Below are 21,134 nucleotides of genomic sequence, written 5' to 3'. Positions count from 1 at the left end.
TATTTCGTAGCATTCAAGGTTTTTTGTGTTTAAAGATTTTTCTCTAATTACTGAAAATGATTATCAATGAGAATTAGGAGAACTTGCACTTTTTTTCACATTATCAAATTTTAATTTGCTAAAATAAATAATGAAAGCGCTACAAACAAAACGTTCAGGAGGGGGAGCGAGTATGAGTGAACAAACAGTTGTCTTTGAATTTATCGAAACTACTAGCCAAGCTCAGGAACTGGCAGCAATTTTGGAACGCTTAAAGACCCAAGACGGTGGGCAGATGCCTGCTTTGCAAGAAGCCCAACGGATTTATGGCTACTTGCCCATTGAGATCTTGCAACGGATTTCCAAAGAGTTGGCAGTGCCTTTAGAGAAGTTATACAGCACAGCAACTTTTTATTCCCAATTTACCTTTGTACCAAAAGGAGAATACACCATTAGTATTTGTATGGGAACTGCTTGTTATGTAAAAGGTGCGGGGAATCTTTTAGATGCTTATGAGTTAGAGCTGGGCATTAAGGCAGGGGAGACTACCGCCGACCGCAAGTTTACCTTGGAGTCTTGTCGCTGTATTGGCGCTTGCGGCTTAGCACCAGTTTTAACCGTAAATGAAGAAGTTTACGGGCGACTTTCCCAGAAAAAAGGGGACAAAGTGTTAGCGACTTATTTGAAGCAGGCAAAGGAGGGGTGAGGGATGAAAACCTGGCAAGAGTTAAAGGAATTACAAAGTCAATCTCGTAAAAATGTCGCCATTCGCCTCGATGAAGTTGACCCAGATTTAAAATGGGAGATTTTAGTCTGTGGGGGAACTGGTTGTTTGTCTTCAAAGAGTCGAGAAGTAATGACGGTATTAAATGAAGAATTGGCGAAAAATAATCTCGCCCAGGAAGTACGAGTCGTAGGGACGGGCTGTTTTGGTCTTTGTGCCCAAGGTCCCATTGTTATCGTCTATCCTGGCGGGACTTTTTATCACCAAGTAAAACCAAAAGATGCGAAAAAAATCGTCGAAAAACACTTAATTGGTGGCACTCCCGTCGAAAAATTGCTCTATCACGATCATGAAACAAAAGAAGTCATTAATAAACTGTTAGATACGCCTTTTTATCATAAACAAGAACGGGTGGCTTTGCGAAATTGCGGTCGCATTGATCCGGAAAAAATTGAAGAATACATTGCGTTTAACGGCTATCAGGCATTAGCTAAAGTGTTACACGAATATACCGGTGATGATGTGTTGACTATTCTAAAAGAATCTGGGTTAAGAGGTCGAGGAGGTGCCGGTTTTCCCACCTATATGAAATGGACTTTTGCCAAAAACAGTCCCGGTGCACAAAAATATGTAGTGTGTAATGCCGATGAAGGTGATCCCGGGGCCTTTATGGATCGTTCGGTATTAGAAGGAGATCCCCATGCAGTAATTGAGGCCATGGCGATTGCTGGCTACACCATTGGCGCCAATCAAGGCTATGTTTATGTGCGAGCAGAGTATCCCACGGCAGTCCATCGTTTGCAAATTGCCATTGAACAAGCCCGAGCGGCAGGTTTATTAGGAAACAATATTTTTGGAACTGATTTTTCTTTCCAATTAGATATTCGCTTAGGCTCTGGGGCGTTTGTTTGTGGGGAAGAGACCGCTTTATTAGAAAGTATTGAAGGTCATCGGGGAGAACCCCGACCCCGGCCGCCATTTCCAGCTGTGAAAGGACTTTTTGGAAAACCTACCATTGTGAACAATGTGGAGACCTTAGCCAATATTGCCCAGATTATCGTGAAAGGCCCCGTTTGGTTTGCTGCCATGGGTACAGAAAAATCCAAGGGAACTAAAGTTTTTGCCTTAGGGGGCAAAATTCAAAATACCGGCTTAGTGGAAATCCCCATGGGCACCACACTGCGTGAAATTGTTGAGGACATTGGTGGCGGCATTCCTGATGGGAAAGCTTTTAAAGCAGCTCAAACTGGCGGGCCTTCTGGTGGTTGTATTCCAGCAGAAAAATACGATGTGCCCATTGATTATGACAATCTTTTGGAAATCGGCTCGATGATGGGTTCCGGGGGCTTGATTGTCATGGATGAAGACAATTGTATGGTGGATATTGCTAAATTTTTCTTAGAGTTCACTGTAGAAGAAAGCTGTGGGAAGTGTGCGCCGTGTCGAATTGGCACGAAGCGTCTTTTAGAAATCTTAGACAAGATTACGACTGGTCGGGCGACTATGGCGGATTTGGATAAAATGGAAGAACTGTGCTACCACATTAAGGAAAATTCACTGTGTGGGTTAGGTCAGTCCGCACCGAATCCGGTTTTGTCCACTTACCAATATTTTAAAGAAGAATATTTAGCCCATGTGGTAGAACATCGCTGTCCAGCAGGGGTCTGTAAAAATTTGATTCAATACAAAATCAACCCGGAAACTTGTACGGGCTGTACTGCTTGTGCCAAGGTCTGTCCAGTATCAGCTATTTCTGGTGAAAAGAAGATGGCCCATGAAATTGATCCAGCAGTTTGTATCAAGTGTGGTTTGTGTATAGATACTTGTCGGTTTGATGCTATTTACGTGCAATAGGAGGGATTAGGATGAAGGAAATCGAAATTTTTATCAATGGCCAGTCCTATTATGCACCGGAAGGGTCAACTATTTTGCAAGCAGCCAAAGCCAATCAGATTGAGATTCCCACGCTTTGCTACTTAAAAGAAATCAATGAAATTGGCGCTTGTCGGATTTGCGTGGTAGAAGTTGCGGGAGTGAAAAATTTGGTTACCGCTTGTGTCTATCCGATTAAAGAAGGCATGGAAATTACGACGAATTCCCAGCGGGTTTTTGAATCCCGAAAATTAACTTTAGAATTAATCTTATCTACCCACGAACGGAAATGTCTCTCTTGCATTCGTAGTGGCAATTGTGAATTGCAAAAGCTTTGCAAAGAGTTCAATGTAGACGATGAAGATTATTATAATGGGGACAATAACAACTGGGAGTTTGACGATACTGCGGTACACATGGTACGCAACAATAATAAATGTATCCTCTGCAAACGTTGTGTGGCTGCCTGTGACAAGTGCCAAGCCATTAGTGTCATTGGAGCCAATGATCGGGGCTTTAATACCCATATTGGTTCAGCTTATGAACTGGGCTTAGGAGAAGTAGCTTGTATTTCTTGCGGTCAGTGTATCGTAGCTTGTCCTACTGGGGCAATTCACGAACGAGATCAAACGGAAGAAGTTTGGCAAGCTCTGGAAGACCCTGACAAATATGTGGTGGTTCAAACGGCGCCTTCCATTCGGGTTACATTAGGAGAAGCTTTTAACATGCCGATTGGGACCAATGTAGAAGGAAAAATGGTTGCAGCTTTGCGCCGGTTAGGCTTTAACAAAGTTTTTGATACCAACGTGGCGGCAGATTTTACCATCGTAGAAGAAGCAAATGAATTTTTAGAACGAGTAGCCAATAATGGACCATTCCCACTATTTACTTCTTGTTCGCCAGGTTGGGTTAAATATTGTGAGTCCTACCATCCTGAATTGATTCCAAATCTTTCTAGTTGCAAGTCGCCCCAACAAATGTTTGGGGCACTGACGAAAACTTGGTACGCCGAAAAGATGAACATTGATCCAGAAAAAATCTTTATGGTAGGGATCATGCCTTGTACGGCGAAGAAATTTGAAGTAACCAGAGAGGATGAAGCAGCAGCGGGATTTCCAGATGTGGACGTAGCTTTGACGACGCGGGAATTAGCGCGCATGATCGATAAAGCCGGTTTGCAATTTACTGCTTTACCGGATGAAAGCTTCGATAATCCACTGGGAGACGCTACAGGAGCAGCTTATATCTTTGGGGCGACTGGTGGAGTAATGGAAGCAGCTTTGCGAACCGCCGTGGAACGCTTAGTAGGTCCCCAAGCAGCCCCTCTTGATTTTAAAGAAGTGCGAGGCTTAGGGGGAATAAAAGAAGCTAGCTATCGAATCAACGGTCAAGACATAAATGTAGCAGTGGCTTCAGGAATCGGCAATGCCAAGCGCTTAATCGAAGAAAGAATCCAAACGGGGGAGAAAGTCTATCATTTTGTAGAAATTATGGGTTGTCCCGGAGGCTGCATTAATGGTGGCGGTCAGCCGGTACAACCCGCTTCAGTGCGTAACTTTGTGGATTTGCAAGGCTTACGGGCAGCAGCTTTATATTCAGAAGACGAAGGGAAAATGGTGCGTCGTTCCCATGAAAGTCCGGTAGTCCAAAAAATTTACGAAGAGTATTTAGGCGAGCCAGGTAGTCTAAAAGCCCATCATTTACTGCATACGACTTACCATGAACGAGTAGAAGTTCAATAAATAAAAAAGGGTTGGGGTGATTTCACCTCAACCTACTTTTCATAAGCTATTCTCACTACACTTTGATTTTTAAACCTAAAATTTTTCTTAGTTGCGGCATCAATAAAACAGCCATAGTACCACCTAATAGTGCAGTGACTAATTGGGGATAAGAAAAAGTGGCAGAAACTACCGAAGCTTGTGGTTCTGGTAATTGTAAAATAAGGGGAACCATCAATTTTACGATTAACAGATACAAGGTTAAAAATTTAGCAACAGCTCCAGCGATAGTTGCGCCAATTAGCCGAGGATATTGATTGTAGCCATGAGTTCCTAAAACGAACCACCAAACTAAGACTAAAACCGCATTTCCAATCGCAATACAAAGAATTAATTGCCACATAGTCGGTCCGATTTTAAAGAAAAAGGCAAAAATTGGTGAAAGCAAAGCAACACTTAATCCGCCCCAAAGGCCAACTAAACCTACACCAAGAATTAAGATCAGGTTCACTAAACTGCCGGTAATAAAAGTATTGCCAAAGCTTGTGGTAAAGGCTTGAACTACCACCACTAAGGCTAATAATACGGCGGTTTGGGTAATCCATAAGGTTCTATTTTTCATTTGCACACAGCACTGCGGTAAAACCGAGACTGCCTTTCACATCCTTTCTTTTGAGGAGGTCCTTCATTTACAATCTGGGAATAGTTTAATTGTACCAAAATAAAAGCGGATTCAGAATCTTTTTTCAACACACTAAGGAAAGTTCTCTTGAAAAAGACATAAAAATTTAGAGACGAAGTAATTTTAACGCTTTTCATGCAAGACAGAACAATCGAAATGTATGATTATTCGGTTTTTTCAGATAATTAACACGTGAGAAGTATAAAATACCTAAAATATTATTTAGTTCTTGGATAAAATGAAGTATGATAGGAGTAGTACTATTTAAAGTGCAATGAAAGAATTATGGCTAGTTAGCCAAATTAGATATTCTGAGGAGGAAGACAACATGACAGTAGCAAAAATCGTATTTGCCAGTGCAACAGGGAACACAGAAGGAATTTCTGAAATCTTGGAAGATGCTTTTAAAGCATTGGACGTAGAAGTAGAACGGATTGAAGCAGATGATGCTGATGAAGATTCATTTGAAGATGCCGATATTTGTGTAGTTGCTACTTATACCGATGGAGATGGAGAAATTCCTTTCGACTTGGAAGACTTCTTTGACGAATTGCCAGAACAAGAATTAGAAGGCAAAGTCTTTGGTGTTGTGGGCTCTGGGGATAGCGAATTGTATCCAGATTATTTCTGTCAAGCAGCGATTGATTTCGATGCCGCTTTTGCGAAAACAGGAGCGAAAAAAGGTGCTGAAGTTGTAAAAATTGAAAATGCAGCGGATGATGAAGATGAAGAAGCCTTGAAAGCTTTTGTCAAAGCCTTAACAGAAGCTTAAGCAAAGGAAACGTATAAAAAGGGGAAAAAGGGGAATTTTCGTTGTTTAAAATTGTTGAAAAAACAGAATTAAATCCAATCGAATTTGAAATTTTTGTTGAAGCGCCACGAATTGCCACTAAAGCTAAAGCTGGTCAATTTGTCATTTTGCGCATCGATGAGCATGGGGAACGAATTCCATTGACGGTTGTGGATACCGATGAGAAAAAAGGACTGGTCCGATTAATTTTCCAAGTAATCGGAAAATCAACGGCTGCTTTAGCTGCCTTACAGACGGGAGATAGTCTTGCAGATGTGGTGGGTCCTTTAGGAAAAGCAACGGAAATTGAGAATTATGGAAAAGTGATGTTAGTCGGTGGGGGAGTGGGAATTGCTGCGCTCTTCCCGATTGTCAAAGCCTTGAAAAAAGCCGGCAACCATGTGATTACCATCTTGGGTGCTAAAAATAAAGAGCTAATGATTTTAGCCGATGAGTGTAAAGCGTATTCCGACGAGTTAATTGTTATGACGGATGACGGTTCTTTAGGGGAAAAAGGGTTGGTCACCGATGCGATGGAGGCTGTTTTTGCCAAAGAAGACATTAACATGGCTTGGGCGATTGGTCCCAGTATAATGATGAAGTTTTGTACATTAACTGCTCAAAAAGCAGAGGTGCCGATTTTTGTGTCTTTAAATCCAATTATGGTGGATGGCACGGGGATGTGTGGTGGTTGTCGTGTAACGATTGATGAAGAAATCAAGTTTGCCTGTGTCGATGGTCCAGAATTTTTAGGTGCTGGGGTAGACTGGGATGAGTTCATTAATCGGATGGGACAATACCGTACAGAAGAAGGCATCAGTAACGAAGCTTACGAAAAGCAGGTGATCCATAATGGCTAAACGGAGTTATACCAAAACCCCTATGAAAGAACAAGCACCAGAGATTCGTAATAAAAACTTTGAGGAAGTGGCTTTAGGCTATACGCTAGAAGAAGGGCAACTAGAAGCTAGTCGCTGTTTGCAGTGTAAAAATGCTCCTTGTATTCAAAACTGTCCCGTGATGATTGATATTCCCGGTTTTATCAAACAGATTGAAGAAGGAAATATGAAAGCTGCCAGTGATGTGTTGAGTAAGTACACCAACTTACCAGCTATTTGTGGTCGTGTCTGTCCTCAAGAAAAACAATGTGAAATGGTCTGTCGTCTGGGGCGCTCCAAAAAATTTGAACCCGTAGCTATAGGGAAATTAGAACGCCTGGTAGCAGACTGGGCATTAACTCAACCTATTGAAGTAGACACTGTAGTTCATGATAAAGGCAAGGTTGCCGTAATTGGATCCGGTCCTTCTGGATTAACCACTGCTGGAGACTTGGCAAAATTAGGTTATGACGTGACGATTTTTGAAGCTTTACATGCACCAGGTGGCGTTTTGACATACGGAATTCCAGAGTTTCGATTACCAAAAGCGACAGTGCAAAAAGAAATCGAGCGAATCAAAGCAAGTGGTGTCAAAATTGAAACCAATGTGGTAGTAGGAAAAACCATTACCATGGAAGAAATTCAATCAGAATTTGAGGCGTGTTATCTTTCTGTAGGCGCTGGAGCCCCAAATTTCATGGGAATTCCCGGCACTTCACTAAATGGTGTTTACAGTTCCAGTGAGTATTTAACGCGGATTAACTTGATGAAGGGCTATGAATTTCCTACCTATGACACACCGGTGCAACAATCAAAAAATGTGGTGGTCATCGGCGGCGGAAATGTAGCCATGGATGCAGCTCGCTCGGCAAAACGCTTAGGAGCGGAAAATGTGACCATCGTCTATCGTCGCTCTAAAGAGGAGTTGCCAGCTCGTGAAGAAGAATACCATCATTCTGTGGAAGAAGGGATTCAATATCATTGGCTAAGCAATCCTGTGGAATACATCAATGATGGCACCGGTAAACTAACTGCTGTTAAATGTGTCAAAATGGCATTAGGTGAACCAGATGAGTCTGGGCGTCGTCGTCCTGTGGTGATTCCAAATAGCGAATTTATCGTGGAGGCAGATACGGCCATTGAAGCCATTGGTCAAGGAGCTAACCGAGTTTTGTTGGATACATTCCCAGAGTTGCAATTAAACAAATGGGGTTATATCGATGCAGATTTGGAAACCGGTCAAACTTCAATTCCGGGGATTTTTGCCGGAGGAGACATTGTAACCGGAGCAGCTACCGTTATTTTAGCCATGGGTGCTGGTAAAATTGCTGCCAGCCAAATTGATGAATACATTCAGGCGAAAGCGCTAATTTGCTAGTTCTATTCCTTTGAAGCTCCAGCATAAAACGTCTGGAGCTTCAAAGGAAAGTAATACCAAGGAAGAGCAAAATTAAGGAACTTGCCGATTGTTGATCTCAGGGGATTAACTGTCGTCAAGTTTACTTAATGGTGCCTTCTCTAACTTAAAACAATTGCGTAAAATGAGGACAAATAGCAGGGATTGCATTACTATTATGTCCGTAAGAGTTTATCTTAGAAGGGGTGAAACCAAGCACATGAAAAAAATGAAAACGATGGATGGCAATACTGCAGCAGCTTATGTATCCTACGCTTTTACGGAAGTTGCAGCAATCTATCCAATCACACCAAGCTCAACTATGGCTGAGGTCGTGGATGAGTGGGCTTCGGTCCATGAGCAAAAAAATATTTTTGGTGAAACTGTCAATCTGGTAGAAATGCAGTCAGAGGCTGGGGCTTCAGGAACGGTTCACGGCTCCTTGAAGACTGGAGTTTTGACTACTACTTATACGGCTTCACAAGGGTTATTGTTGATGATTCCCAATATGTTTAAAATTGCTGGTGAATTATTACCAACGGTCTTCCACGTGGCCGCCCGGGCCGTTTCCACCAACGCTTTATCTATTTTCGGTGATCACAGCGACGTGATGGCAGCTCGTCAAACTGGTTTTTGTATGTTAGCCGAATCTACCGTACAAGAAGTGATGGACTTATCCGCTGTGGCTCATTTGGCATCGATTGAAGGCAGTTTGCCCTTTATGAACTTCTTTGATGGTTTCCGGACTTCCCATGAATTACAAAAAATTGAAGTCTTGGATTATGAGGACTTAAAAGAAATGGTGGACCAAGAAGCTTTGGCAGAGTTTCGTGCTCGAGGGATGAACCCAAATCATCCTTACGTTTCTGGAACTGCCCAAAACGCGGATATTCACTTCCAACAACGGGAAACTGTGAACCAGTTTTATGACCGGATTCCGGCTATTGTTCAAAAATATATGGGTAAAATCAATGAACTTCGAGGCACAAACTACGATTTAACGGATTACTACGGCGATCCAGAAGCCACAGAAGTCATTATTTCCATGGGTTCGGCTTCTCCTACGATTCAACAAACTGTAAATTATTTAAATGCCCAAGGACGTAAAGTAGGTCACTTAAATGTGCATTTATATCGACCTTTCCCAGCAGAAAATATTTTGGAAAAATTACCGAAAAATGTGGAACGGATTGCTGTTTTAGACCGGACGAAAGAGCCGGGATCTGACGGGGAACCATTGCTATTGGATGTGCAGAGTATTTTGTATCGTCATACCAATCGTCCAATTGTTATCGGTGGTCGTTATGGGATTGCGTCAAAAGATGTGACTCCTGACCAAATCATTGGGGTTTTTGACCACTTGCGATTACCTGCAGAGCAATTAAAATATCGCTTCACTGTGGGGATTAATGATGATGTGACCCATTTAAGCTTGCCACAAACAGAAATTTTAGACTTAACCAACCCAACTACTTTCCAAGCAAAATTCTGGGGCTTTGGTTCTGATGGTACAGTTGGGGCTAACAAACAAGCAATTAAAATTATCGGGAATAATACCGATATGTATGCGCAAGCTTACTTTGATTATGATTCTAAAAAATCTGGAGGCTTAACGGTTTCTCATTTGCGCTTTGGACATCAACCGATTTTGTCTACTTATAATGTAGAAGCTGCCGATTATATCGCTTGCCATAATGCCTCTTATATTCATCAATACGACTTGTTAAAAGGTCTTAAAGATGGTGGGACTTTCTTATTAAATACGGTTTGGGATGAAGAACGAGTTCATAAAAACTTGCCAACGCATTTGAAGAAATATATTGCAGAACACAATATTAATTTCTATATTATCAATGCAATGGAAATTTCCATGGCCCATGGCTTAGGTCGGCGGATTAATACGGTTTGTTCCGCAGCCTTTTTTGAAGTTACTGATATGATGGACCGGGCAACCTTCTTGCCGTTGCTGAAACAAGAAGCGGATGCTGCCTATGGGAAGAAATCACGGAAAATCGTGGAAAATAACTGGGCTGCAATAGATGCTACTTTTGAAAACTTAATCAAAGTAACGGTACCAGCTGAGTGGAAAGATTTAGTAGTGCCAGCACCGCGGATTGACACCAGCGAAAAACCTGCCTATGTGCAAAATATTTTAGAACCAATCAGCCGTAAAGAAGGGGATAAATTATCTGTTAAAGATTTAATGGATAATGGGATGTTAGCCGGGGCTATGCCAATGGGGACTGCAGCCTACGAAAAACGCGGAATTGCCCTTGAAGTACCAGAATGGATACCGGACAATTGTACGCAATGTAATGAATGTGCATTTGTTTGTCCTCATGCGGCGATTCGACCATTTTTGGCTGAAGACGACGAGTTAGAAGAAGCTCCAGCAGGTTTTATTACTCGAAAGATGCGGGGAGCAGACGGTTTAGAATACCGGATTCAAGTTTCTGTAGAAGACTGTACTGGCTGTGGACTTTGCGCAGAGGTTTGTCCAGCTAAAGAAAAAGCTTTGGTTATGCGTCCTTATGAAGAGCAAAAAGAACAAGCAATTAATTGGGCTTTTGCCATGACATTACGACAAAAAGCAAACCCATTGAAAAAGACTTCTGTTAAAGGATCACAGTTTGAACAACCATTACTAGAATTCTCTGGGGCTTGTGCAGGCTGTGGGGAAACACCGTATATTAAATTGTTGACTCAACTTTATGGCGATCGGATGATGATTGCGAATACTACTGGTTGTTCTTCAATTTGGGGCGCTTCTGAACCGGCGACACCATATACAGTAAACTGTGAAGGGAAAGGGCCTGCTTGGTCTAACTCTTTATTCGAAGACAATGCAGAGTTTGGTCTAGGAATGTATGTGGCCAATGAAACCAAACGGAAACGCTTGGCAACTGCTGTAGAAAAAGTTTTGGCTACTGGCAAAGGAACATTGGCGACCCAAGAATTGTTACAAGACTGGTTGGACCATGTTCATGAAGGTGAAGGCACACAACAGCGGGCAGCGAAAGTTACTACCATGCTGAAAACTGAAACCGATCCTGAATTCAAAGCACTCCTAGCTCAAGAAGATATGTTTGCTAAACCTAGCCAATGGATTATTGGTGGGGATGGTTGGGCATATGATATCGGGTATTCTGGTATCGACCATGTTCTGGCGACAGGTGCGGATGTAAATATCTTTGTTATGGACAATGAATTGTATGCCAATACCGGTGGACAAATGTCTAAAGCAACTCCATCTTCTGCGATTGCCAAATTTGCGGCTGGCGGGAAGAAAACCAAGAAAAAAGACTTAGGAATGATGGCCATTGCCTATCAAGATGTTTATGTAGCACAAATTTCCTTAGAAGCTAATCCTGCTCAAGCGATGAAAGCTATTGTGGAAGCTGAATCTTATCCAGGACCATCTATTATCATTGGCTACACGCCATGTATCAATCATGGTATTAAAGGCGGTATGGGGAAATCGGCTGAAAATGCTAAAGCTGCAGTGGAATCTGGTTACTGGCAGTTGTATCGTTATGATCCACGCCTGAGAGAAAAAGGGAAAGATCCAATGCGAGTAGACTTCAAGAAAGCGGACTTCAATAAGATGACCGACTTTATGGAAACTCAAGTTCGTTTCTCTGCTTTGCGGAATATTAAAGACAGCAATGAAGAAGTGGATGAAATGCTAGATCAAACCGCTGTTGAACTGGAAGAACGTACCAAAGTTTACCGTGAGTTGGCTAGTTTAAAGAAATAAGACATGAGTAAACGCCCCTTGAACGTGCTGGAAACAGCTTGTTCAAGGGGCGTTTTTTGTAGATTAAGATGTTAATCTGTCGTTAATTCGATTAAATTGCCTTCAGGATCACTCATTAAGGATTCGTAATAGCCGTCTCCTGTTGTGCGAGGGCCGCTGTGTAAACGAAAGCCTGCTGTAACTAGTCGCTGAGTCAGAGAATCTACATCGGCTTTGGAACCTACAGAAAGTGCCAGATGACCATAGCCTAGCCGCTCTGTCCGCAGGGCTGGCAAGTTGTCTTTGTGGCACAGTTCCAAGCGAGCGCCGGAGTCAAAGCTTAAGAAATAAGAACTAAAGCCAGTTTTGGGATTGTGGTAACGGTCATTGGCCGTGGCATTAAAATAAGTTTGGTAAAATTCTTTCATCAATTCTAAATCTGCTACCCAAAGCGCTGCGTGTTCAATTTTCATAAAATATCCTCCTCAATACTTAGCTAAGTCTTGGGCTTTTTTTGTATTGGCAAAGTGAAGCTTGGCATATTTTCCAAGTAAATCTAATCCGCCTTTTTGCAACAAGCGGGCAGCTACTTGGTCAGATTTGGCACCAGCTCCAGAAGGTAAGGTGATTCCTACTTCTTGACTACCTGCTGCTAAGGATTCCAAAAACTGGGCCCGACAAAGAATAGAAGCGGCGGCTACCGCAAGATGATATTGCTCGCCTTTTGTTATAAAGTGAAGTTTGTCAGTGACGGGATGTTTTTCTCCTTGCAAATACTTGCGGTAATTGGCTTCAGGCGTGAATTGATCAATTAAAATTCCTTCTGGCACCTCTGGGGCAATTTTTTGCAATAATAGATATAAGGCTTGATTGTGTAGCGCTACTTTCATATGCACGGCATTGTAGCTTGGTTGGATTTGATTGTATTTTTCAGCAGAGACGATTAATTTTTGAAAAGGTACTAGTTTTTCAATAGCTGGGGCTAATGTTCTGATTTGATCATCTGTGAGCATTTTTGAATCTTTGACGCCTAATTTTTGTAATGGTGAAAGGTGGGCTTTATCGGCATAAACAGCACAAACCACCAAAGGACCAAAATAACTGCCATTGCCCACTTCATCAGAACCAATCACACTCCAAGTGGCAAAGTCTTTTGGCAAGGTGCTATTCTTTGGGCTAGTTTTTTTGCCAGCTTTAGAAACAGAAGGTTTGGCAAGAGTTGACCAGCGACTGGCTTCTTTTTCGGCATGATTGCCTTGAAACATGACCTTTCCGGAAGTATAGGCGGTGATCATGGTGCCATTTTTTTTGGCAGCAAAGGCGACATAAGGACTCTTTGGAGCAATGAGAAAGTCTTGGTAGTCGGTCTTTAATTTATCAATTTGGGCTTTATTTAAAGTGATGACAGATTGAGGCATGGTTTTCTTCCTTTATTAGTTGATTTCAACTTTAGTGTAGCATAGAACTTTCACCGAATGAAAATAGAACTGTAAATTTCTAAGAATCTTGTACACAATGAGATAAACGTGGAAATTTTACTGGTTTTATCCTATAATGAATTGTGTTTGCCCATGCCTAGATCATGGGCAGTGTACTTTGAAACAGTTATCAGAGGGGGACAGGGTGCCATGCCTGCAGCAAAAAAACGGTACAAGGCGGTCATCAATAATCGGACTTATACCATTATCGGCCGGGAATCAAGCCAACACATGGATATGGTGACAAAACTGGTAAACGACCAGTTAAAAGAAATCAAAGGACTGTCTGCCTCAATCAATGCAGAAGACGGAGCGATTCTTGTAGCAATTAACGCCATTAGCGATCAATTAAAGAAACAAGAAGAATTATTGAAGCTTCAAAAGAAAAATCGAGAGTTAAAAGAGCAAGCTCAAAAGGCAAATGAACTGTCCAATCGATTAAAGCGTATCGAAGCCATTGAAGCCGAGGCCAAGCAAGTTTTAGAACAAACTGGGCGGGGTGATGTGGAGATTTCCAACCATTTGGAAGCCCAACAGATTTTAAACGAGCATCGAAAACAAGAAATTAAAGGACGAACGCCACAAGAATAAGTAATTTTCATAGAGTAGCAAGTAGGATTTGAGAAAGGAACGTTGTATGTTTGGTTTAATTATTTTTCTGCTGCTAGCGATCTCCTTTTATGTGGGAGGTAGGCGAGGCGCGCCACTGCAGTTGATGTATTTTGTCGGTTACTTTATCGCTTTTTTAGTGGCCGGAAACGGCTATCGAGCGCTAGCTGAAAAAATTGATCTCTATATTCCCTACCTTTCTGTGACTCAGGACTCAGAAATGGTCTTTTATTCCCAAGAAGTTTCTTTGGATTTGGATAAGGCTTATTATGCGGCGGTAGCGTTTATACTGATTTTATTTGTGGGCTGGCTAGTGGTGAAGTTTATTGGGATTTTTATGTACAATTTACGTTTTAAACGTTTAACTGCCAATAAAGATTGGTTGATTGGTGGAATTTTAAGCATGTTAACCACCTATATTGTGATCTTCATGCTTTTGACGGTTTTGGCCATGCTTCCTTTGGCAACCATTCAAAATCTATTTCGAGAGAGTGCTGTGGCTAGAGCAATCGTTGAGCATTCGCTATTTTTGACCAATTTCTTTGAAAAAATTTGGGTTACTAATATCCTTTCATAGCATTAACCAGGACGGAACAATGCGCCGAATGCTAGCGGCCGGCTTGTTCCTCCTTTTTTTACGAAAACAATGAAGTAGGTGACGAATATGAATGAACGTATTTTACAAACGCTAGAGTTTGATGCTGTAAAAAATAAAATAGCCAACTACTTGGTGACAGAACCCGGTCAGGAAAGCTTAGCCGCTTTGATTCCCTCGACTAATCCGGATGAAGTCAGCCAGTGGTTAGCTGAAACTAAAGATGGTTTGAAAATTCAACGGTTACGCGGGGGGATTCCTTTACCCAAAATCGAAAACATTCGCCCACAAATGAAGCGAATTGAGATTGGGGCGGATTTAAATGGGCTGGAGTTGGCCCAAGTAACCCGAGTTTTGACCACCACTAATGAATTGAACCGCTTTTTTGATGATTTGGCAGATGCTGAGATTGAACTGGCGTATTTATATGATTGGCAAAAACAGCTGGTGAATTTACCAGAGCTGACTAGACAATTAAAAACCGCCATTGATGAAGATGGGCGAGTGACCGATGAAGCTTCACCGGAATTGCGGATTATCCGCAATAATATTCGCCGTAGTGAACAGACCATTCGAGAACAGTTGGACGGTTTAATTCGGGGAGGCAATGCTAAATATTTAAGCGACACCATTGTCACCATGCGAAATGATCGCTATGTCATTCCTGTGAAACAAGAATATCGAGGAGTCTTTGGTGGCGTCGTTCACGATCAAAGTGCTTCTGGGCAAACCTTGTTTATTGAGCCAAAACAAATTGTGGATTCGAACAATCGCCTTCGAAGCCATCAAATTGCAGAACGAAATGAGATTACTCGGATTTTAGCAGAACTATCTGCGGCTTTAGTCCCTCATCGCCGGGACATTTTGCACAATGCCACGGTAATCGGTCAATTGGACTTTATCAATGGGAAAGCTCGTTATGGTAAAGAATTACGCTGTGTGGTGCCGGCGGTTAGTTTGGAAAATCACGTAGCGTTTAAAGCAGCTCGCCATCCATTAATCGACCAAGATAAAGTAGTGGCCAATGATATTGTGATTGGACAAGACTATCAAGCGGTCGTGATTACCGGGCCCAATACTGGTGGGAAAACCATTACCTTGAAAACGTTAGGCTTATTGCAATTGATGGGACAGGCAGGATTGCCATTGCCAGTAGCGGAAGAAAGTGTGATGGGGATTTTTACTGAGGTATTTGCCGATATTGGGGATGAACAATCCATTGAGCAAAACTTGTCTACTTTTTCTTCTCATATGACGAATATCGTCTCGATTTTGAAAAAAGTGGATGAACATAGCTTAGTCTTATTTGATGAATTGGGAGCTGGGACGGATCCTCAAGAAGGGGCAGCGTTGGCCATTGCCATTTTAGATGAGATTGGCGCGCGTTCCGCCTATGTGATGGCTACCACTCACTACCCAGAGTTGAAAATCTACGGGTATAATCGTCCCAATACGATCAATGCTTCCATGGAATTTGATGTGGACACGCTAAGTCCTACTTTCCGCTTATTGATTGGTGTGCCGGGGCGTTCCAATGCTTTTGAAATCTCGAAACGTTTGGGCTTGGACAGTCAGATTATTGATTCTGCCAAGGCAATTATTGACGGCGAAAGCCAAGACTTAAATGAGATGATTGCTGATTTAGAAAATCGCCGCAAAATGACAGAAACGGAATATTTGGAACTGCGGCATCATGTTACAGAAGCGGAAAAACTCCACAAAGATTTGGAAGAAGCCTACAGTTATTTCTTTGAAGAACGGGAAAAAGAAATGGCTAAAGCCAAACAAAAGGCCAATCAATTGGTCGAAGAAGCCCAGACAGAAGCAGAAGAAGTTATTTCTGATTTGCGGAAAATGCAATTAGCCGGGGGCCAAACCAAGGTCAAAGAACATGAGTTAATTGATGCCAAAAGCCGCTTAAATGACTTGCATCAAGAAGAACATCTGCAAAAAAATAAAGTCTTGAAAAAGGCCAAAGCTGCTAAGAAATTAAAAGCTGGTGATGAAGTTATGGTAACTTCTTACGGTCAGCGAGGAATATTGATTCAAAATGTAGGAAAAGGTCAATGGCAGGTTCAGTTAGGCATTTTGAAGATGACATTGCCAGAAGCGGACTTGCAAGTGGTAGCCCCAGTTAAAGAAGCACCAACCCGCATTGTGAGCACGTTGCGTTCCAATAATGAGTCTCATGTGTCTACGCAATTAGATCTTCGAGGCAAACGCTATGAAGAAGCCTTAAATGAAGTGGATCAATACTTGGATGCGGCGATTTTAGCCGGTTATGCCCAAGTGACCATCGTTCACGGTAAAGGTACAGGAGCTTTACGCCAAGGCATCACTGAGTATTTAAAAAATCATTCCAGTGTGGCAAGCTTTGGCTTTGCGCCGGCCAATCAAGGGGGCAATGGGGCGACCATTGTGAAATTTAAATAACGAGATGCCAAGGTTAAACTTTATTTAGAAATCTTACAAAGTGTAAGCAATTAAATTTTCAATCATTTCAATGCGTGCTATAATCGCTTTAGAAATGAATTGGAGGGTTTTTTATGTCAAAAGCAATTACAGATGCAACATTTTCTTCCGAAACAGATAACGGCTTGGTTTTAATTGATTTCTGGGCAACTTGGTGTGGTCCTTGTCGGATGCAAGCACCGATTTTAGATCAATTAGCCAACGAGTACGAAGAAGACGAACTAAAAATCGTTAAAATGGATGTGGATGAAAATCCAGAAACCCCAAGTCAATTTGGGATTATGTCCATTCCTACTTTGTTGTTGAAAAAAGATGGCGAAGTTGTGGAAAAAGTTGTGGGTGTTCATACAAAAGAACAGTTGCAACAATTAGTGCAAGCACATTTATAAAATGACAAACTGCTAATCATAGCAGTTACTGACTAGCCCGGTTTTTTCTCCCTAGAGAAGAGACCGGGCTGGATCTTTGTATACATAGCAAGGAGGACCGCTTGTGAACGAAAGAATCAAAAATAAACTAGCCTTGTTACCGGATCAGCCGGGCTGTTATTTGATGAAGGATAAAAATGGTACGATTATTTATGTCGGAAAGGCTAAAATCTTAAAAAATCGAGTGCGGTCCTATTTTACCGGCAGTCACAACACGAAGACTGAGCGTTTGGTTTCAGAAATTGTGGATTTTGAATACATCGTAACTGAATCGAATATTGAAGCCTTGTTACTAGAAATCAACTTGATTAAGAAAAACGATCCGAAATACAACATCATGTTAAAGGATGATAAGACCTATCCTTTTATTAAAATCACCAACGAAGAATTTCCCCGCTTGTTGATTACTCGGAAAGTTTTAAAGGACAAGGCCTATTATTTCGGTCCTTATCCCGATGTAGGGGCAGCCAATGAGACTAAGAAATTATTGGACCGGCTTTTTCCTTTACGTAAATGTAAGGTATTGCCTAAAGAAGTCTGTCTTTATTACCACATGGGGCAGTGTTTGGCTCCTTGTGTCTTCCAAATTCCTAAAGACACCTATCCCGAAATGGTCAAAGAGATTAAACAATTTCTAAATGGCGGTCACAGCCAGATTCAAGAGGACTTGACTGAGAAAATGGAGTCGGCTGCGGCTGCCATGGATTTTGAAAAAGCAGCGGAGTATCGAGATCAAATTCGCGCCATTGAAACCGTGATGACCCGACAAAAGATGACCCAAACCGACCATATGGATCGCGACGTGTTTGGTTATGCAGTAGACAAGGGCTGGATGTGTGTGCAAGTCTTCTTTGTGCGCCAAGGAAAGTTAATCGAACGAGACGTGTCAATTTTTCCTTTTTACAATGAGGCACCAGAAGATTTCCTAACCTATATCGGGCAGTTTTACCAAGAAAATCAGCACTTTATCCCTAAAGAAGTCTTGATTCCTGATGATATCGATCAAGCCTCTGTGGAAGCAATGCTAGCTACGAAAATTTTGCAACCAAAACGAGGAGAAAAGAAGAAATTAGTGGAATTAGCCGGGAAAAATGCTCGAGTAGCGTTAAAAGAGAAGTTCCAGTTAATTGAGCGTAAAGAAGAACGAACCATTGGGGCAGTGGAAAAACTAGGCAACGCTATGAATATCCCAACGCCAGTGCGCATTGAAGCCTTTGATAACTCCAATATTCAAGGGACTGATCCTGTTTCGGCCATGGTAGTTTTTATTGATGGCCGTCCGGCAAAGAATGAATACCGAAAATACAAAATCAAAACCGTGAAAGGTCCTGACGACTATGCCTCCATGCGGGAAGTCATTTATCGTCGCTATGCGCGAGTGTTAAAAGACGGCTTGGCTTTTCCCGATTTAATCGTAATCGATGGTGGCAAAGGACAAGTGGACGTGGCTCGAGATGTCTTGGAAAATCAGTTGGGTTTGGATATTCCCATTGCTGGTCTGGCAAAAAATGACAAACACAAGACTAGCGAGCTCTTATTTGGGCCGGAACTTGCGGTGATTCCTTTAGAGCGCAACTCTCCGGAATTTTTCTTATTGCAACGAATTCAAGACGAAGTTCACCGTTTTGCCATTACTTTCCATCGCCAACTTCGGAGTAAAAATAGTTTTTCTTCTAAACTGGATGGGGTACCAGGCCTCGGTCCAAAACGGAAAAAAACCTTGTTGAAAGAATTTAAATCGCTAAAAAATATTCAAGCTGCTACTTTAGAAGAAATCCATCAATTGGGTATCCCTTTAAATGTGGCGGAAGCAGTAAAAGCGACACTGGCTAGTGACCAAGAGAAAAAATAGTTATTTACGAGGGCTGTCATATCTAGCAGCCTTCTTTTTTTATGGACTTGGTTTATTAGATTGACAAAAAGTAATCACTTATTTACAATTTAAAAAGTAATCAGTTCGTTACATTTTGGAAAGGACTAGATACATGATTAAAAATCGGATTAAAGTATTACGAGCAGAGCGAAATTGGACGCAAGCAGATTTAGCCGAGCGGGTGGGAATCTCTCGACAAGCAGTAATTTCCATTGAAAAGTACAAATATACACCATCTTTAGACTTGGCATTTTCCATTGCCAAAGCGTTTGAAGTAGATATTAATGAAGTTTTTAAACAGGAGGTCGAAAAATAGTGAAGCTAGTGATTTTATTATGGTTAGTTTTGATTGGGAGTTTTATTTACGTGACGAATCAATTCAAAGAGACAAAAAAAGTAGCATACAAAAATGATGAACGCTGGCAACAAATCCGTTTAAAAGCCGATAAAGTGGTTTTGTCCTATATTAATCTTGTGGTGGGACTGGTGTGTGTTGGCTTTTTTGTGGCAGATTTTGTATTGGATCAGGGGACGTCGGTTACCATTGCTATTATCTAGGCATTGTTCATAGCCTTTTTTGTTTTAGCCTTACGATATCCTGTAGAATACTGTGCACTCCGTTACTTTGATCAAAAAATATGATGCGGGAATGGATTGGCTTTTCATACAACCATCAATCAATTTTGCATTGTGGGATTGTTATTTGCTACACTAGAAGAGAATTTATACGCTGAATTCATTGAGCGGGTTTAGATTTTAAAAATAAGGGAGTGTTAGTATGCTGCAAGTAGAGCACTTGGAAAAGTCTTTCGGGGATTACACAGCGGTGGCCGATTTATCCTTTGAGATTCAAGCAGGCAGTATTATGGGGTTAATTGGTCAAAATGGAGCGGGGAAAACCACTACCTTTCGCTTGATTTTGGATTTTTTAAAAGCCGATAAAGGTCGTGTCTTGTGGAATGGTCAACCGATTAGTGCTAAAGAATACGATATCATTGGCTATTTGCCAGAAGAGCGAGGGCTGTATCCTAAAGTCAGTATTGAAGAGCAGTTGGTCTTTTTTGCAGAATTACGAGGGAAAAAGCGCAAAGAAATTTTGCCGAAAATCGACGAGTGGATGGAACGTTTTCAAGTTAAAGGTAAGAAAACCGATAAAGTGAAATCTCTATCAAAAGGCAATCAACAAAAAGTGCAATTGATTGCTACATTAATCCATGAGCCTAAGTTAGTGATTTTAGATGAGCCTTTTAGTGGACTGGATCCGGTGAATGCGGAGCTTTTAAAAGACGGTATCATTCAGTTGAAAAAGCAAGGTTCTTGTGTCATTTTTTCTTCCCATAACATGGACAATGTGGAAAAAATCTGTGATCATTTAATCATGTTAAACAATGGCCGCACGGTGTTAAATGGGAAAGTTCATGAAATTCGGGAATCTTTTGGGCGGACAAAACTGTTTTTGGAATCTCATTTAACTAAAGAAGAACTAGCTACTTTACAAGGTGTCGAAAAGGTTGCCGACCGGGAAGATGGCAGTTTGGAATTGACATTAGCTGATCCCGAAGTAGGCAAAGAAATCTTTATGCGAGCTACCCAAGATGGTTATATTCCCATGTTTAATCAGCAACCACCAACCTTAGAAGAAATCTTTAAATGGAAAGCAGGTGATCTTCATGAGTAAGTTTTGGGTGATTGCAGGGGATGTGTACAAGAAAAATGTAAAATCGGTCAGTTTTGCGATTTTGATTTTAGCACCATTTCTCTTTGGGGTCTTTTTCTGGTTTGTAAACAATGTGGCCGGTGGTAGTGATTTAAATAAAATCGGTGTTTATAGCCAGTCTAGTGAAGTGGCCAAAGCCTTTAGCCAGATGGAAAATAAAGACTACCAGTTTGTCACCTTAGAC

General features: G+C 41.6%; 18 protein-coding genes and 1 pseudogene. 16 read left to right on the top strand and 3 right to left on the bottom strand.

The features are described from left to right. Positions 1 to 172 precede the first annotated feature (172 nt). The 3 genes from AB5754_RS09820 to AB5754_RS09810 are packed head-to-tail and all read left to right on the top strand — an operon-like array spanning position 173 to position 4,317. Complete coding sequence (locus tag AB5754_RS09820; protein ID WP_368251870.1) at positions 173 to 685, top strand: NAD(P)H-dependent oxidoreductase subunit E; 513 nt, start codon at positions 173 to 175, stop codon at positions 683 to 685. A 3-nt stretch (positions 686 to 688) separates the two neighbouring features. Then, on the top strand, positions 689 to 2,557 hold the full coding sequence (locus AB5754_RS09815) for an NADH-ubiquinone oxidoreductase-F iron-sulfur binding region domain-containing protein (protein WP_368251871.1): 1,869 nt from the start codon (positions 689 to 691) through the stop codon (positions 2,555 to 2,557). 11 nt (positions 2,558 to 2,568) lie between these two features. Further along, positions 2,569 to 4,317, top strand: a complete 1,749-nt coding sequence (locus AB5754_RS09810; protein ID WP_311832844.1) for an NADH-dependent [FeFe] hydrogenase, group A6 — start codon at positions 2,569 to 2,571, stop codon at positions 4,315 to 4,317. Positions 4,318 to 4,372: 55 nt separating this feature from the next. On the opposite strand, the gene AB5754_RS09805 is transcribed toward AB5754_RS09810, so the two are convergent. Next, a complete protein-coding gene (locus AB5754_RS09805; protein WP_368251874.1) occupies positions 4,373 to 4,918 on the bottom strand; it encodes an ECF transporter S component in 546 nt (181 codons plus the stop codon). A 388-nt stretch (positions 4,919 to 5,306) separates the two neighbouring features. Between AB5754_RS09805 and AB5754_RS09800 the strand changes: the two genes are divergently transcribed. The 4 genes from AB5754_RS09800 to nifJ all read left to right on the top strand — a co-directional run bounded on the left by AB5754_RS09800 (position 5,307) and on the right by nifJ (position 11,799). Next, the gene (locus tag AB5754_RS09800) at positions 5,307 to 5,750 is read left to right on the top strand and encodes a flavodoxin (protein WP_311832846.1); all 444 of its coding nucleotides are present in this window, start codon (positions 5,307 to 5,309) and stop codon (positions 5,748 to 5,750) included. A 41-nt stretch (positions 5,751 to 5,791) separates the two neighbouring features. After that, positions 5,792 to 6,628 (top strand): sulfide/dihydroorotate dehydrogenase-like FAD/NAD-binding protein, encoded by an 837-nt coding sequence (locus AB5754_RS09795; RefSeq protein ID WP_311832847.1) that lies wholly within the window; start codon positions 5,792 to 5,794, stop codon positions 6,626 to 6,628. Continuing rightward, positions 6,621 to 8,024, top strand: coding sequence for an NADPH-dependent glutamate synthase (gltA, locus tag AB5754_RS09790; protein WP_368251876.1), 1,404 nt, complete (start codon positions 6,621 to 6,623; stop codon positions 8,022 to 8,024). Before AB5754_RS09795 ends, gltA begins: the two co-directional genes overlap by 8 nt. A gap of 238 nt (positions 8,025 to 8,262) precedes the next feature. Then, positions 8,263 to 11,799: a pyruvate:ferredoxin (flavodoxin) oxidoreductase gene (nifJ, locus tag AB5754_RS09785; RefSeq protein WP_368251877.1), complete on the top strand. Its 3,537-nt coding sequence runs from the start codon at positions 8,263 to 8,265 to the stop codon at positions 11,797 to 11,799. A gap of 71 nt (positions 11,800 to 11,870) precedes the next feature. On the opposite strand, the gene AB5754_RS09780 is transcribed toward nifJ, so the two are convergent. Further along, positions 11,871 to 12,251 carry a VOC family protein gene (locus AB5754_RS09780; RefSeq protein WP_368251878.1) on the bottom strand — a complete coding sequence of 127 codons (381 nt, stop codon included), beginning with the start codon at positions 12,249 to 12,251 and terminating at the stop codon, positions 11,871 to 11,873. A 12-nt stretch (positions 12,252 to 12,263) separates the two neighbouring features. Continuing rightward, entirely contained in the window at positions 12,264 to 13,196 is a 933-nt protein-coding gene (gene rnhC, locus AB5754_RS09775) for a ribonuclease HIII (RefSeq protein ID WP_368251879.1), read from the bottom strand. A gap of 210 nt (positions 13,197 to 13,406) precedes the next feature. Between rnhC and zapA the strand changes: the two genes are divergently transcribed. The 9 genes and pseudogenes from zapA to AB5754_RS09730 all read left to right on the top strand — a co-directional run. Continuing rightward, complete coding sequence (gene zapA, locus AB5754_RS09770) at positions 13,407 to 13,847, top strand: cell division protein ZapA (RefSeq protein WP_311832852.1); 441 nt, start codon at positions 13,407 to 13,409, stop codon at positions 13,845 to 13,847. A gap of 46 nt (positions 13,848 to 13,893) precedes the next feature. Beyond that, positions 13,894 to 14,442 carry a CvpA family protein gene (locus AB5754_RS09765; RefSeq protein ID WP_311832853.1) on the top strand — a complete coding sequence of 183 codons (549 nt, stop codon included), beginning with the start codon at positions 13,894 to 13,896 and terminating at the stop codon, positions 14,440 to 14,442. An 87-nt stretch (positions 14,443 to 14,529) separates the two neighbouring features. Then, positions 14,530 to 16,893 (top strand): endonuclease MutS2, encoded by a 2,364-nt coding sequence (locus AB5754_RS09760; protein ID WP_368251880.1) that lies wholly within the window; start codon positions 14,530 to 14,532, stop codon positions 16,891 to 16,893. Between the two features lie 113 nt (positions 16,894 to 17,006). Then, the gene (gene trxA / locus AB5754_RS09755) at positions 17,007 to 17,321 is read left to right on the top strand and encodes a thioredoxin (protein ID WP_368251881.1); all 315 of its coding nucleotides are present in this window, start codon (positions 17,007 to 17,009) and stop codon (positions 17,319 to 17,321) included. Positions 17,322 to 17,424: 103 nt separating this feature from the next. Further along, positions 17,425 to 19,212, top strand: a complete 1,788-nt coding sequence (gene uvrC / locus AB5754_RS09750) for an excinuclease ABC subunit UvrC (RefSeq protein ID WP_311832856.1) — start codon at positions 17,425 to 17,427, stop codon at positions 19,210 to 19,212. 133 nt (positions 19,213 to 19,345) lie between these two features. Continuing rightward, on the top strand, positions 19,346 to 19,549 hold the full coding sequence (locus AB5754_RS09745) for a helix-turn-helix transcriptional regulator (protein WP_311832857.1): 204 nt from the start codon (positions 19,346 to 19,348) through the stop codon (positions 19,547 to 19,549). Then, positions 19,549 to 19,791, top strand: coding sequence for a hypothetical protein (locus tag AB5754_RS09740; protein ID WP_368251882.1), 243 nt, complete (start codon positions 19,549 to 19,551; stop codon positions 19,789 to 19,791). The genes AB5754_RS09745 and AB5754_RS09740 overlap by 1 nt, the downstream gene beginning before the upstream one ends. A gap of 220 nt (positions 19,792 to 20,011) precedes the next feature. Beyond that, positions 20,012 to 20,911: an ABC transporter ATP-binding protein gene (locus tag AB5754_RS09735; RefSeq protein WP_368251883.1), complete on the top strand. Its 900-nt coding sequence runs from the start codon at positions 20,012 to 20,014 to the stop codon at positions 20,909 to 20,911. After that, positions 20,904 to 21,134 (top strand): annotated as a pseudogene (locus tag AB5754_RS09730) (ABC transporter permease); the annotation flags it as partial. The gene AB5754_RS09735 and the pseudogene AB5754_RS09730, both read left to right, overlap by 8 nt.

Origin of the sequence: Enterococcus sp. 2201sp1_2201st1_C11_2201SCRN_220225, from assembly GCF_040925905.1 — a bacterium.
GTDB classification, from domain to species: Bacteria; Bacillota; Bacilli; order Lactobacillales; family Enterococcaceae; genus Enterococcus_C; species Enterococcus_C asini_A.
This window is presented reverse-complemented; position numbering and strand designations above follow the sequence as displayed.